The sequence below is a fragment of the Shewanella mytili genome (assembly GCF_046765975.1).
Lineage (GTDB): Bacteria > Pseudomonadota > Gammaproteobacteria > Enterobacterales > Shewanellaceae > Shewanella > Shewanella mytili.
In genome coordinates, this window is sequence record NZ_JBKOUD010000012.1 from 51695 (window position 1) to 64675 (window position 12981).

At 51.0% G+C, this 12981-nt stretch carries 13 protein-coding genes and 2 tRNA genes; 9 read left to right on the forward strand and 6 right to left on the reverse strand.

Features of this window, described 5'->3' with window-relative positions:
* Window positions 1-201: 201 nt before the first annotated feature.
* A tRNA-Ser gene (locus ACIDEJ_RS12115) sits at window positions 202-292 on the reverse strand.
* A gap of 198 nt (window positions 293-490) precedes the next feature.
* On the opposite strand from ACIDEJ_RS12115, the gene punR reads away from it, so the two are divergent.
* The 9 genes from punR to ttcA all read left to right on the forward strand — a co-directional run bounded on the left by punR (window position 491) and on the right by ttcA (window position 6642).
* Window positions 491-1393 (forward strand): DNA-binding transcriptional activator PunR, encoded by a 903-nt coding sequence (punR, locus tag ACIDEJ_RS12120; protein ID WP_411988329.1) that lies wholly within the window; start codon window positions 491-493, stop codon window positions 1391-1393.
* 122 nt (window positions 1394-1515) lie between these two features.
* The gene (locus ACIDEJ_RS12125; protein ID WP_411988330.1) at window positions 1516-2175 is read left to right on the forward strand and encodes a Bax inhibitor-1/YccA family protein; all 660 of its coding nucleotides are present in this window, start codon (window positions 1516-1518) and stop codon (window positions 2173-2175) included.
* A 62-nt stretch (window positions 2176-2237) separates the two neighbouring features.
* Window positions 2238-2627 (forward strand): sulfurtransferase complex subunit TusD, encoded by a 390-nt coding sequence (gene tusD, locus ACIDEJ_RS12130; protein WP_411988331.1) that lies wholly within the window; start codon window positions 2238-2240, stop codon window positions 2625-2627.
* Window positions 2627-2983 carry a sulfurtransferase complex subunit TusC gene (gene tusC / locus ACIDEJ_RS12135; RefSeq protein ID WP_411988332.1) on the forward strand — a complete coding sequence of 119 codons (357 nt, stop codon included), beginning with the start codon at window positions 2627-2629 and terminating at the stop codon, window positions 2981-2983. Before tusD ends, tusC begins: the two co-directional genes overlap by 1 nt.
* The gene (tusB, locus tag ACIDEJ_RS12140; protein WP_411988333.1) at window positions 2980-3264 is read left to right on the forward strand and encodes a sulfurtransferase complex subunit TusB; all 285 of its coding nucleotides are present in this window, start codon (window positions 2980-2982) and stop codon (window positions 3262-3264) included. The genes tusC and tusB overlap by 4 nt, the downstream gene beginning before the upstream one ends.
* Complete coding sequence (locus ACIDEJ_RS12145; protein ID WP_411988334.1) at window positions 3258-3596, forward strand: TusE/DsrC/DsvC family sulfur relay protein; 339 nt, start codon at window positions 3258-3260, stop codon at window positions 3594-3596. The genes tusB and ACIDEJ_RS12145 overlap by 7 nt, the downstream gene beginning before the upstream one ends.
* Window positions 3597-3854: 258 nt before the next feature.
* Complete coding sequence (gene etrA / locus ACIDEJ_RS12150; protein ID WP_411988335.1) at window positions 3855-4598, forward strand: electron transport transcriptional regulator EtrA; 744 nt, start codon at window positions 3855-3857, stop codon at window positions 4596-4598.
* Between the two features lie 99 nt (window positions 4599-4697).
* Entirely contained in the window at window positions 4698-5624 is a 927-nt protein-coding gene (uspE, locus tag ACIDEJ_RS12155) for a universal stress protein UspE (protein ID WP_411988336.1), read from the forward strand.
* 70 nt (window positions 5625-5694) lie between these two features.
* Window positions 5695-6642 (forward strand): tRNA 2-thiocytidine(32) synthetase TtcA, encoded by a 948-nt coding sequence (gene ttcA / locus ACIDEJ_RS12160; protein ID WP_411988337.1) that lies wholly within the window; start codon window positions 5695-5697, stop codon window positions 6640-6642.
* Between the two features lie 168 nt (window positions 6643-6810).
* On the opposite strand, the gene ACIDEJ_RS12165 is transcribed toward ttcA, so the two are convergent.
* The 5 genes from ACIDEJ_RS12165 to ACIDEJ_RS12185 form a co-directional block, all read right to left on the reverse strand.
* On the reverse strand, window positions 6811-7638 hold the full coding sequence (locus tag ACIDEJ_RS12165) for a glucosaminidase domain-containing protein (RefSeq protein WP_411988338.1): 828 nt from the start codon (window positions 7636-7638) through the stop codon (window positions 6811-6813).
* 146 nt (window positions 7639-7784) lie between these two features.
* A complete protein-coding gene (locus tag ACIDEJ_RS12170) occupies window positions 7785-8978 on the reverse strand; it encodes an amino acid aminotransferase (RefSeq protein WP_411988339.1) in 1194 nt (397 codons plus the stop codon).
* A gap of 276 nt (window positions 8979-9254) precedes the next feature.
* Window positions 9255-11117, reverse strand: coding sequence for a cation:proton antiporter (locus tag ACIDEJ_RS12175; protein WP_411988340.1), 1863 nt, complete (start codon window positions 11115-11117; stop codon window positions 9255-9257).
* Window positions 11118-11319: 202 nt separating this feature from the next.
* Window positions 11320-11396 (reverse strand) — tRNA-Asp (locus ACIDEJ_RS12180).
* A 268-nt stretch (window positions 11397-11664) separates the two neighbouring features.
* Window positions 11665-12975: a TIGR03503 family protein gene (locus tag ACIDEJ_RS12185; RefSeq protein ID WP_411988341.1), complete on the reverse strand. Its 1311-nt coding sequence runs from the start codon at window positions 12973-12975 to the stop codon at window positions 11665-11667.
* Window positions 12976-12981 lie beyond the last annotated feature (6 nt).

Genomic DNA, 12981 nt, shown 5'->3' on the forward strand with positions numbered 1-12981 from the left:
CTGGTAATGCCTGAAGAATTGTCCAGTACGCTATAGGAAGAAGTAGATGCAGAATGCTTCACGTCGATTAGCTGATGATGCACCTAAAGGATTTGGTGAGGAGATAGATGAACGATGAACATAGCTGGGGGTAAAACTCCCCCACGTATTTCCAAAAAGCAAAACGGGGCTCAGTAAATTACTGAGCCCCGTTTCTAAATATGGCGGAGGAGCAGGGATTTGAACCCTGGATGGGCTATAAACCCATGCCGGTTTTCAAGACCGGTGCATTCAACCACTCTGCCACCCCTCCGGAATGGCAGGCATATTAGCGTTAACCCGGAACCATGTAAATAGCTTTTCTGTCATTTATGGCCTGTTTGATTAATCGCTGTGCAAACTGCCCGAACCCCATAAATACTGCGGGAAATAACATCATAAAGCTGTACCCCTTTGTCAGAATAATTTACCTTAAACAGCTATCAAACAGACGCAAAGGAAAGGTCTAAACATGCTCTCGGAACCATCGCTGGAACTGATCAATCTGGTAGCGCAATTAGGCAGTTTCACCGCGGCGGCAAACCACCTGAACAAGGTGCCCTCCGCCGTGAGTTATGCTGTCAAACAAATTGAAGATGAAATCAATGTCGTGCTGTTTGAACGCCATCACCGTAGCGTGTCTCTCACCCCGGCAGGGCAACATTTTGTCAAGGAAGCCCGGCTATTACTCAATGCCATGGCGGAACTGAAACAAAGCACGGTGAATGTGGCCCAAGGCTGGCAACCCAAGCTGTCTCTGGCGCTAGACAGCATTGTGCGCGCCGATCGCCTTGCTTACCTTATTCGCGATTTTTATCAGCAGTTTTCAGATACGGAACTGGTGATCCGTAAAGAGAATTTTAACGGCGTGTGGGAGTCCCTCAGCAGTGGTCGCTGTGATGTGGCGCTGGGTGCCAGTGCCTCGTTGCCGGTGGGTGGGCCGTTTGCCGCGCGGCATATGGGAAAAATGCAGTGGTGTCTGGTCATGTCGCCCCGTCACCCGTTGGCGGGCCATCACGAGCCGCTGACACCCGCCACCTTGATTCAATACCCGGCCGTTACCTTGAGCGACACCAGCTGGCAACAGGTGGGACACAATTTTACCGCCCTGCCCTTGCAACGCAGAATTCAGGTGCCGGACTGGATCCAGGCCTTCAATCTGCTGCATGCAGGCCTTGGAGTTGGCTGGGTACCCAGGCATCTGGTGCAGGGATTCATTGCCTCCAAAAGCCTGTGTGAAAAAACGGTCAGCCAACCACTGCCCGACAACAACTGTGCCTTGCTGTGGAATACCCGGCGACAATCACCGGCATTGCAATGGCTGCTGGCCTATTTAGGTGATGAAGCGCAACTTCGTCATCAATGGATTAACTAATATTCAGCATCGCTTCATAAAAGTATGTGATAAGATCACTGCAGCTTGTATGTCTGGCGGTCGTTTGTTGTCCCTAAAGGCAGATACAACCTCTTGACACTATTCAGAATTTGGAGATGTAAATGAATCAGGAAATTCTTTATTCCAACCGCGCATCCAGTCTTGTTGTCAACAAGATGCTGCGCAATACCTATATGCTGCTGGCCATGACGCTGGCGTTTTCCGCCGTGTGTGCTGGCATTGCCATGGCACTGCAAATCACGCCGCTGATGTCCCTCGGGTTATCCATCGGAGGTTTGGTTTTGCTGTTTGTCACCCTGCGTAAAGCCGACTCCGCCGCCGGATTGCTGTGGGTATTTGCCTTTACCGGTATGGAAGGCGCGTCTTTGGGCTATATCCTGAACCACTATGCCGGCATGGCTAACGGCCCGATGCTGATCATGCAGGCGCTGGGGTTAACCGCGGTGATTTTTGCAGCCTTGTCGGCATATGCGCTGACCACCAAAAAGGATTTTTCTTTTATGCGTGGTTTCCTGTTTGCCGGCTTGCTGGTAGTGCTTGTTGCCGGCGTGGTGAACATCTTTCTGGGTAATGGCGTGGTATTTATGGCGCTGAATGCCGGTGTGGCATTGTTGATGACAGGGTTCATCCTGTTTGATACCAGCCGTATCGTCAATGGCGGCGAAACCAATTACATTCGTGCCACTATTTCCTTGTATCTGGACTTTTTGAACCTTTTCATCAGCCTGTTGCACCTGATGGGCATTGGCAGCGACGATTAATGCGCGCCAACCGCTAGAAATTTCGGTAGAATGGCCCTGTTTATCAGGGCCATTTTTTCGTTATGAGCAAATTAATCATTCTGGTGACAGGGCAAGTATACGGGCCAGCCAGCGGCTGGCATGCCCTGCAATATACAAAAGCGGCACTTAGCGCAGGCCAGCAGGTGCATTGCGTGTTTTTTTACGGTGACGGCGTGACCCAGTCCAATGCCTTGGTGCATCCCGCATCTGATGAGTGCAATCTGTCCCATGCATGGCAGCAACTTGCATCCCAGTATCAAATTCCTTTGGTTAACTGTGTTTCCGCCGCCTGGCGCAGGGGCGTGATGTCATCAGCAGATGCACAGGAAAATGCCAAATCTGCCGCTAATCTGGCCGAAGGTTTTACCATGGGTGGATTGGGGGAACTCATTACCGGCATGGAAGGTGCCGAACGCGTGGTACGTTTCTGATGAAATCCATCGCCATTATATTCAAGCAAGCCCCTCATGGCAGCGCCGACGGACGTGAAGCGCTGGACTTGGCGCTGATGGGGGCCACCTATGAGCAACAGATACACCTTGTTTTCATTGATGAAGGGGTACTGCAGTTACTGCAAGGCCAACAACCGGAACTCATTGGTTGTAAAGACTATGTCGCCACGTTTAAGGCGCTGGATCTTTACGATGTGGCGTCGGTATCCGTGAGCCAATCCGCCATGGATGATTTTCAATTACACAACATGCCGCTGATCTACCCCGCAAACGTTGTTGATGACGCCCAAATTAGACAGCTGCTGGAACAGGTGGATGAGGTACTGGTATTTTGAGCATTTTACATCACATCACCACCTCCCCCAGCGACAGCAATGCCCTGGCCTGTGCCATCCGCTTTAGCCATAAAGCAGACACATTGCTGCTGGCAGGCAACGCCATCAACGCCTTGCTGTTGCCTCAATGGCGAGAAAAACTGCAAGGGCATCATGTGTGCGTCATGCAGCAAGATGTGGTTGCCCGCGGATTATCCTCCTTGTTGGACACTTATCAAACCATTGACTATGCAGCATTTGTTGCCTTGACCTTCACTCACAGCAAAGTAATTTCATGGTAAATATGATTGAATTTAACGGCAAACAGATTGCCACAGACCCCCAGGGCTATTTGACCAACATCAATGATTGGGAACCGGCACTGGCGCCCATCATTGCTGCAACAGAAGAGATCACGCTGACAGAGGCCCATTGGGAAGTCATCCATTTTGTAAGGGATTTCTATCTGGAATATAAAACCAGCCCGGCGATTCGGGTCCTGGTAAAAGCCATAGGGCAAAAACTGGGGCCGGAGAAAGGCAACTCCAAATATCTGTATACCCTGTTTCCGGTGGGGCCGGCCAAGCAGGCCACCAAAATTGCCGGTTTGCCGAAACCCGCCAAGTGCATTTAAGTCATGTGCATCAGGGGCTGTTTTCCATAACCGCGCCTGACGGCCAAAAAACGCCCTGACAACGCCACCGCCCTGATAAAAAATCCAAGAGGAAATTCCTCCTGACACAGGCAATTAGCCGCTCTTGGCTAACTATGCATCAGTTTGCGTGTGCCGCCGCCATCGTGTTCGTATTTTCATAAAGGATTTTATTACCCGACTGGCAGTACCGGAGGATTTTGGTTAACATGGCTAAGGCAGTTTCACATGAGAACGACTATGGCTATTGATAATAATAAACTCCGCCGTCCTGCAACTGGAGGCTGTGCAATTCATTGTCATGACTGCAGTATGGGTACGCTGTGTATTCCATTTACGCTTAACAACAATGAATTGGACCAGCTCGATAACATTATCGAGCGTAAAAAGCCCATTCAGAAAGGCGAGCAACTATTTAAATCCGGAGATACCTTAAAATCTCTGTATGCCATCCGTTCCGGAACTATCAAAAGTTACACCATCACTGAACAGGGTGATGAACAAATCACCGGCTTCCATCTGGCAGGTGACGTTATAGGATTCGATGGTATTCATTCACAACAGCACCAGAGCTTTGCCCAGGCGCTGGAAACCTCCATGGTATGTGAAATCCCCTTTAATACGCTGGATGAGCTGTCAGGTTCCATGCCCAAATTGCGCCAACAGATCATGCGCATGATGAGCAATGAGATCATGACGGATCAGAGCATGATCCTGTTGCTCAGCAAAAAAAATGCCGAGGAACGGCTGGCTGCATTTATCGGCAATCTGGCCGTTCGTTACGGTAACCGCGGGTTTTCGCCCCGGGAATTCCGTCTGAGCATGACCCGGGGGGATATCGGCAACTACCTGGGACTCACCGTCGAAACCATCAGTCGCCTGCTGGGCCGCTTCCAGAAATCCGGCCTGATTGAAGTCAATGGCAAGTACATCACCATCATTGACAGCGATGCCCTCTATGCTTTGGGTGGCGTATCGCGGTAACCCCACATCCAATATCATTTATTTGATCTCCAGCACGCAAAATTGCCAATGATCGCACATGATATAGTTACCGCATCTGAAAAAAGGAAATACACCGTTATGGACTATAAAAAGCTATTAGTTGTTGTTGATCCTACCTCTGATGTACAACCTGCTCTGGCCAGAGCAGCTGAGTTAGCAAGTCGCAATAACGCATCAGTGACCGCGTTCTTATCCATTTTTGATCTGTCTTACGAAATGACTTCCATCCTCTCCAATCAGGAGCGTGAAGCCATGCGTACCGGGGTTATCAACCAGCGTAAAGCCTGGCTGGCAGACATGATAAAGCCTTATCAGGAGCAAGGCACAGATGTGGCGTATGAAGTGGTATGGCACAACCGCCCGTTTGAAAGCATTATCAAATTTGCCATTGACGGCAAGTTTGATCTGATGGTGAAAAGCACTCATGAACACGACAAACTGAAAGCCGTGATTTTCACCCCCACCGACTGGCACTTGCTGCGCAAGGCTCCCTTGCCGGTGTTGCTGGTGAAAGAAAATGCCTGGCCTCAGGACGGCAAAATCCTGTGCGCCGTGAATGTGGCATCCGACGATGAAGATCATGTAGCCTTGAACGGCAAGATTATTCAGCATGCCAAAGCCTTGGCTGCCACCTTTAATGCCGAAGTGCATCTGGTGAACGGCTACCCAGGCACACCGGTTAACCTGGCCATTGAGCTGCCTGATTTTGATGCCCATACCTACAATGAAACCATTCGCATGCAGCATGAGCAGCGGGTTAACTATTTGGCCAACAATTATGGTATTGACTGCAAGAACTGTTATGTCAAAGAAGGGTTGCCTGAAGATGTGATCCCTGAAATTGCCGAACAAATCAATGCCAAACTGGTAGTGCTCGGCACCGTTGGCCGCACCGGTTTTTCTGCCGCATTAATCGGTAATACCGCAGAACATGTGATTGATTCCATCAACAGTGATTTGCTGGCCATCAAACCTGACGGCTATAAATCTCCGCTGGAAGATTAGCACTTTACGCTATAAACATTAGCTGGAATAATACGCGCCCTGACTTGAATAATGACAGGACGCGTTTTTTATGGCTGAAACAGCTGAACTCAATAAAAAGCAGATAACTCGTCTTAACAAATTACAAAAACGCCTGCGCCGGGAAATGGGCAGCGCCATTGCCGATTACAACATGATTGAGCAAGGTGACAGGATCATGTGTTGCCTTTCCGGTGGCAAAGACAGCTATGCCATGCTGGATATCCTGCTGAACTTGCAGCAACGCGCCCCCGTGCATTTTGACATTGTGGCGGTGAACCTGGATCAGAAACAACCCGGATTTCCACAAGAAACACTGCCGGCTTATCTGGAAACCTTAGGGATCCCCTACCACATTCTGGAAAAAGACACCTACTCCATCGTGAAGGACAAAATCCCGGAAGGGAAAACCACCTGCGCCTTATGCTCCCGCCTGCGCCGTGGCACCCTGTACGGTTTTGCCCATAGAATTGGCGCCACCAAAATTGCCTTGGGCCATCACCGGGATGACATTATCGAAACCTTGTTCCTGAACATGTTTTATGGCGGCAAAATGAAGGCCATGCCACCCAAATTGCGTTCGGATGATGGTGCCAATGTGGTTATTCGTCCCCTCGCCTATAGCCGCGAAAAAGACATTGCCGAATATGCCCAGCTGAAAAATTTCCCGATTATTCCCTGCAATCTTTGCGGCTCACAGGAAAACCTTAAACGCGCTGAAATCAAGCAGATGCTGAAAAGCTGGGACAAACAGCATCCCGGACGCATTGAAACCATTTTTACCGCCATGCAACATACCGCCCCCTCGCAGGGAGTGGATCGCAACGCCTTTGATTTTGTGTCACTGAAACAAGACCCGAATGCGGTGGTTTCCGGTGATGTGGTAGACGCGGATTTACCGGCATTTGACTTTATGGATGTGGAAAACCGTGGCCATATTGACTTGGATGACGCTGGCAAACACCCCCGCATAGAGATAGTGCAAGTGTATACACCTTAAACATGCCGGGGCATGTATATGCCTTGAGCGCAAGCCACATCGGGCCGTGTTTCATCCCCATGTGGCTTTTGTTTTTGTGTCGTCTGCGCAACCTACTTACACACCCGTCACCATTCATGTGCCGCTTTTTTACTGGCGGACTCACGTTGCCCGCCCGTCACATGGGCTTCAGGAAACCGAACTCTGGGTATTTTCAGGTGCCAGATATTTCTGATTATGGCGCAGCATATCCAGTAACTCATCAATGTAGGCATCTTGCCGCTCGGAATAGTTAATCAAGCCGTAAACCAGTTTTTCCGCGGTAAGCGGCTGTTGTTGCACCCGCAAATCGGCCCGAATGGCACGAAACAGGGCATAGGCGGCATTTGTATTGAGATTACGCATGTAGGATGCAACCGACGCTTCAACACTATCGAACACGGCCACTTCGTGCTGTTGGCCTTCATTGCGAGATTGGGGCACCAAACCGCAGCCAGGCTGAAAACACCACTGTCCAAAAAAATTGAACCCTTCTTTGGCAAACCGGGAAGACCCCCAGCCTGATTCGTTGGCAGCCTGGATCAGCACCATGGCCTCAGGAATAATGTCTACCCGCTTCATCAGGTCCTTAAGGGTACTGAGATCAATGCTGTCCATGGTGTAGGCGTATTTGTCAGCAAGTTTTTGCACCCGATACTGCTCCGCATCATCCAGCGGCATCTCATTTTGCAAATGGTTTGCCACCTGTTGTAAGAAGCGGCGCTCTTCGGCAATCAGGTAATTTTGTTTTTTTACCGAGGGACGCAGGAAATCAAAAAACGCCTGCTTTTTTTCACCTATATCGGCAATGTCATTAAAGTCAGGAATTAAACTGACCCCTACCTGATGTTTCTTGACTAACGGCGTTGTGGTTTGCTGACGCTCGGCAACGGGAATGAAAATGATCCGTAACGCCACAATGGCCACTATCACAATGGTAATGGCAAGAATTGAAGAACCTAATCGACCTGTTCTCAAACAGCCTCCTTTGGGGATCTTATTCAATAAGCGGCTGATTATAAATCAGGCATGCGGTTTCACAAAATATACCGCGATTCAGACGTTTTTTTGACCATAAAAAAGGACGGCAATTACCGTCCTTTCACTTAGTTGCGCCTTCGCGATTACAATACCTGGGCAATCGCCTTACAAATCACCGGTATGTTCTGTTGGGTCATGCCAGCAACACTAATGCGGCCGGAACCCACAATGTAAATACCGAACTCTTCCCGTAACCGTTCCACTTGCGCCTTGTTCAGCCCTGAAAAACTGAACATGCCTTTTTGGCGGCAAATGAAACTGAAATCCCGGGTTACGCCTTCCGCTTTCAGTGTGTCCACAAACAACTGGCGCATTTTGGCAATGCGCTGGCGCATGGCGGTCACTTCCTCCAGCCATAAGGCTTTAAGCTCGGGATCTGACAAAATGGTGCTGACCACCAAGCCGCCGTGAGCCGGCGGGTTGGAGTAATTGGCACGAATGGTGCGTTTTATCTGGCTGAAAGCCTTTTGCGCGCTGGCGCTATCTTCAGCCACCAGTGTTACGGCACCGATACGCTCGTTGTACAACCCGAAATTTTTGGAAAACGAGTTGGCAATTAACAACTCGGGCACCACACTGGCCACACATCTTAACCCCAGTGCGTCTTCTTCCACACCATCACCAAAGCCCTGGTAAGCAAAATCAAATAACGGCAGCAATTGCCGGGACAAGCACAGCTGCGCTACTTGTTGCCATTGCTCGGCAGATAAGTCAATCCCGGTAGGGTTATGGCAGCAACCATGAAGCAACACCAAATCCCCGGCCTGTGCCTGCGCCAGGTCTGCTGTCATGGCGGCAAAATCCAGTGCCTGATGGTTGGCATCATAGTAGCGATATTCTTTGATGTTAAGCCCGGCTGCAATAAAGATATTCTGATGATTGGCCCAGGTGGGTTTGCTGACCCAGATGGTTCTGCTGTCAGTGTTTCTGACAATGAACTCCGCCGCTACCCGTAATGAACCTGTGCCGCCCGGCGCCTGCGCGGTCACTGCCAACCCCTGGCTGACAATCTTGCTGTCGGCGCCGAATAAAAGCGCTTGTACCGCCTGGTTGTAACGCTGCACCCCGTCAATGCCCAAATAGGTTTTAGAGGATTCGCTTTGCAGCAATTTGGCTTCAGCCTTTTTAACAGATTGCAAGATGGGGGTCTGACCGGCTTCATTTTTATATACCCCAACCCCCAGATTGACCTTGTCTTCACGGGGATCTTTTTTGAAAGCATCGGTTAGGCCTAAAATCGGGTCGGCGGGCGCTTGACTAATCTGAGGGAAAATCATGTTTCTTACCTGTACTGTTGCGTATGTTGTAGGGGCTTAATCGCAGTATTTATACCACTGAGCGCCCATGCAAAACAGCCTTATTGGCAAATTCTGTAAGCGCGTTGAAGAACAGTCAGCCTTTTGCCGGAATAATGCAAAATCCGTAGCAACAGCGCCTGCCCGGCGCTAGCGCTCCCGGTAAACCCGTGCCAAGCACTCACGGCAAAGTCGGCGCCAAAGAACAGCCGCCGGGCACTGAGCACCTACCGCCATGAGATAGGTGCCACGTCATACTTATTCCGTTAGCGGCAGTGCATCGGCATTTTTCTTGCGCAGGGTTTCTTGGGCGGCTTTTTGCTGGTGCAACTCCATGGCTTCTTTGGGAATAAGGCTGATAAGTTCAATACCTGCTGGTAACTCTTTCACCGGACTGGTCATGATGTGAATTTTGCCTCCCTTCAAATACGCCAGCGGAATGACCGTGTCGCCATAGCGCTCACAAAAATCAGCATAAGTGAATGCTTCCGTGATATTGGTGCTTTTAATCACGGCATCCCGGGACATCAGGCTATGCAGCCGCGCATAAGACACATTGTCACCAAACAGGCACATGCGGCTCAGGTAGGATTCTGACAACTGATGGCGGGCACTGCCGGCACTGCTGCCATTACTGTGCACCCCGAAGACTTTTTCCGCACCGAAAATATCCTGGAAGTGAAAAAACACCACCGGATTAAGTTGCTGATAGGGTGACAATATCAATACCCGGCCGATACCGCTGAGATCAAGATACGTGTCGGCATGCTCCGAGACCGGATTGCCAAAATACACCTGAATATTGTCCATGCGCGCCTGGCGCACGTTATCCCAGTTACTGTCGGCAATGGTGACTTTAAAGCCCTTGTTTACCAGTATCTTGGCAAACTCCCTGGCGAATTTGGAACCGCCAAAAATCAGCAGCCCTTCCACGCTGCCGGAGGTCACCCCCAACCATTGTGCCCAGCGGCCGGCGCTCAGTGACTGAAACACCACTGTTCCGATAATGATAAGGAACACCAGTGGCACCAGCGCTTCGGCGCCTTCAAAGCCTTTGCTCTCCAGCTTGATGGCAAAAAGGGATGATACCGCTGCGGCAACAATCCCCCGGGGCGCCACCCAGCTTAAAAACCATTTTTCACGGGAACTCAATGAGGTGCCGATGCCGGACAGCCATACACTCAATGGCCGCGCCAAAAACAGCACCACCAGCAAAACGCCAATGCCGCCCCAACCCAAATCCAGCAACGCCCCGGAATCAAGCCGGGCTGCCAGCAAAATGAACAAGGCGGAAATCAACAATACGGTCAGCGTTTCTTTGAACTCCAGGATATCGGCAATATTGACTCCGCGCATGTTGGCCAGCCAAATTCCCATCACGGTTACCGTCAGCAGCCCGGACTCCTCTTGCAGCAGGTTAGAGCCCACAAAAATGCCCAGCATGATGGTAAGCACGGCAGTGTTGGTCAGATAATGGGGCAGCAGGTTGCGACGTAAGATAATTCCCACCAGATAGCCGCCTAAAGCCCCCAAGCCGAAACCGATGCTGAGCATGGACCCAAGCGCGGCGAGCACATGGGAGGTCTGATCGCTGCTCACCGTGATGTATTCAAACACCAGCACCGCCAGAATTGCGCCAATGGGGTCGATAACAATCCCTTCCCAGCGCAGGATGTTGGCCAATTGGGCCTTGGGGCGTACCGTGCGCAGCATGGGCACAATGACCGTGGGGCCGGTTACCACCACCAGTGCCCCGAATAACAGCGCTAACGGCCACTCAAAGCCCAGTAAAAAATGCGCCGCCGGCGCAATGCAGCCCCAGGTGACAAAGGTGCCCACCGATACCAGATGGGTCACCATCCGGCCATGATCCTTAATCTCTTTAAAATTGAGGGTTAACGCCCCCTCAAACAAAATAACCGCCACCCCCAGAGAGATGATGGGAAACAGCAGCTCGCCAAAAATCGCATCAGGTTGTAACAGCGCCAACCCCGGCCCCAATACCAAGCCACACAATAACAGCGGTAAAATCGCAGGTAAGCGAAACAACCAACCCAACCATTGGCAGACTAAAGACAATACCCCGATAATTGCCAGCATGGCGGTAATTTTTTCTACCATAAAATTCGCGTCCTGATTGAACCCCCTGTATCCGGCAGACACAGACGGCAAGCCAAATCCCTAAGATTGGCGCATTTGGAATATGTGAAAGTATATAAAGACACCGACCACAGGGTAATCCCCTTGTGCGGTAAAGACATTACAAAAGACATTTATGAACGATAAATAACAAAAAACCTGCCCAATGGACAGGTTAATGCGTTGGCGGGATGGACGGGACTCGAACCCGCGACCCCCGGCGTGACAGGCCGGTATTCTAACCAACTGAACTACCACCCCACTCAATTCACGGGCATCATACGGCAGCTTATTGAAAAACGCCAACATTTTTTTGCATTATGATAAAAATAGTGATGTTGGATAAAAAAATTGCCAGAAGCCTGATTTCACCGCACTAACTGTGTATCGCACAAGGACTTGCCACGCATAAATTATCGATTAATTGCCAAACCAAGAGTACAGCCGCCGCTCATCCGCCCATGTTTAATCGCCGGCAATTGTCCTACAAGCACGGCCTACTCCCATGGCATACGGGTTTACGCTGAATTTAGTGCGGTTTTTCATCATCATCCGGCAGGGACAAATCAATATCCTGCAAATCCAGTGGCGCCGCATCTTTTGCCTGTTGGGCCAGCAGTTCCCGCTCTGCCGCAGCCAATGCCTGCTTGAGCATGGCTCGTTTGCGTAAAAACAGGATCAGGGCAATGGCCGATACCAGCAACACCCCGTTCCCCACAATCAACCACCATAACGCCTGCTCCTTGGCCTGCTGCTCCTGCATCCTGGCTTCTTCTGCCCGCATGGCGGCAATCACTTCAGGGCTTGGCGGCGGTTCAGGCGGTGCCACATAATTGAAAAAACGCTCCGGTAATGTCAGCACGATTTCCCGTCCGGCCCAATTGGTACTGTACAAGGTGCCCTTGATGCGGTAACTGCCAAACTCCGTGACCTGCGGCAACGCTAACTGATGGGTTGCCTGCGCCAGCTCCCTGACGGTTAGCGATAAATGAAACCCGGCGGGGCCGATGATTTCCAGCTGGAAATGGGTTTCACTCAGTTGCAATTCATCCGTGTCCACCACCAGCTGCAAGCCCCAGGGTTGCTGCTGGGGATCTTCAGGCGTGGTCACTTCAATATCGGCAGGAATGGGCGACAGCACAAAATCCTGTTGGTATTCACGTTCAAAGACCTCATTGGCCACCTGAATATCCAGCGTGTAATGTCCCCAAGGGTGATTAAGGTTAATATCCGCCGTAAAAAGTCCGTCATCCGGGCGCTCATCCAGCTGCTCACCGTCATCCTGAAAACTGCCGACGGTAAAACTGCCCGCCGCGAAATTTTCATCCTCCGCCTGACGTGCCGAGATGAATTTGGCGTTCCATTTCAGCATGTAGGCAAGCCCCGGCAGGCGCATGTGCAATTCATCACCGGTCAGCCCGGCGTTCAGCTTCAACCGCTCGCTCTGATAAAGTGGCTGGGGCAAGGGGTCAATCCAAATGCCCAAACGGGACACCTTGGTGATTTGCGAACCGGGGACAATTTGCCCCAGTAATTGCCAGGGGCCAGGTTGGGGATGGGCAATCCGGATCATGTCGCCACTGATGCCCGCCTCCCAATGCACCCATTGGGGATGGCGGCTGGCGTACCATTTACTGCCGTCAGGCAATACCACCACTACGGGGGCAGAGCCATACTCCCGCTGTACCATCAAGGTGATTTCATCCACCATATGGTCTATGCGGAAACGGTTTTTCAGCTCGGAGGCCTGTGCTAGCGGCTGCGGGGGTTCTGCGGCAAAACCGGCCTGTCCCCACACCGTCAGACATAAAAACAGACACCACAGAGGCAATCTTCTCATGGAGCC

What these genes read in the sequence shown, in the direction of transcription:
- ACIDEJ_RS12185 (WP_411988341.1), bottom strand. Translation starts at nt 12,975, where the DNA reads ATGAGAAGATTGCCTCTGTGGTGTCTGTTTTTATGTCTGACGGTGTGG.
- punR (WP_411988329.1), top strand. Translation starts at nt 491, where the DNA reads ATGCTCTCGGAACCATCGCTGGAACTGATCAATCTGGTAGCGCAATTA.
- ACIDEJ_RS12170 (WP_411988339.1), bottom strand. Translation starts at nt 8,978, where the DNA reads ATGATTTTCCCTCAGATTAGTCAAGCGCCCGCCGACCCGATTTTAGGC.
- ACIDEJ_RS12125 (WP_411988330.1), top strand. Translation starts at nt 1,516, where the DNA reads ATGAATCAGGAAATTCTTTATTCCAACCGCGCATCCAGTCTTGTTGTC.
- tusD (WP_411988331.1), top strand. Translation starts at nt 2,238, where the DNA reads ATGAGCAAATTAATCATTCTGGTGACAGGGCAAGTATACGGGCCAGCC.
- ACIDEJ_RS12175 (WP_411988340.1), bottom strand. Translation starts at nt 11,117, where the DNA reads ATGGTAGAAAAAATTACCGCCATGCTGGCAATTATCGGGGTATTGTCT.
- uspE (WP_411988336.1), top strand. Translation starts at nt 4,698, where the DNA reads ATGGACTATAAAAAGCTATTAGTTGTTGTTGATCCTACCTCTGATGTA.
- tusC (WP_411988332.1), top strand. Translation starts at nt 2,627, where the DNA reads ATGAAATCCATCGCCATTATATTCAAGCAAGCCCCTCATGGCAGCGCC.
- ttcA (WP_411988337.1), top strand. Translation starts at nt 5,695, where the DNA reads ATGGCTGAAACAGCTGAACTCAATAAAAAGCAGATAACTCGTCTTAAC.
- etrA (WP_411988335.1), top strand. Translation starts at nt 3,855, where the DNA reads ATGGCTATTGATAATAATAAACTCCGCCGTCCTGCAACTGGAGGCTGT.
- ACIDEJ_RS12145 (WP_411988334.1), top strand. Translation starts at nt 3,258, where the DNA reads ATGGTAAATATGATTGAATTTAACGGCAAACAGATTGCCACAGACCCC.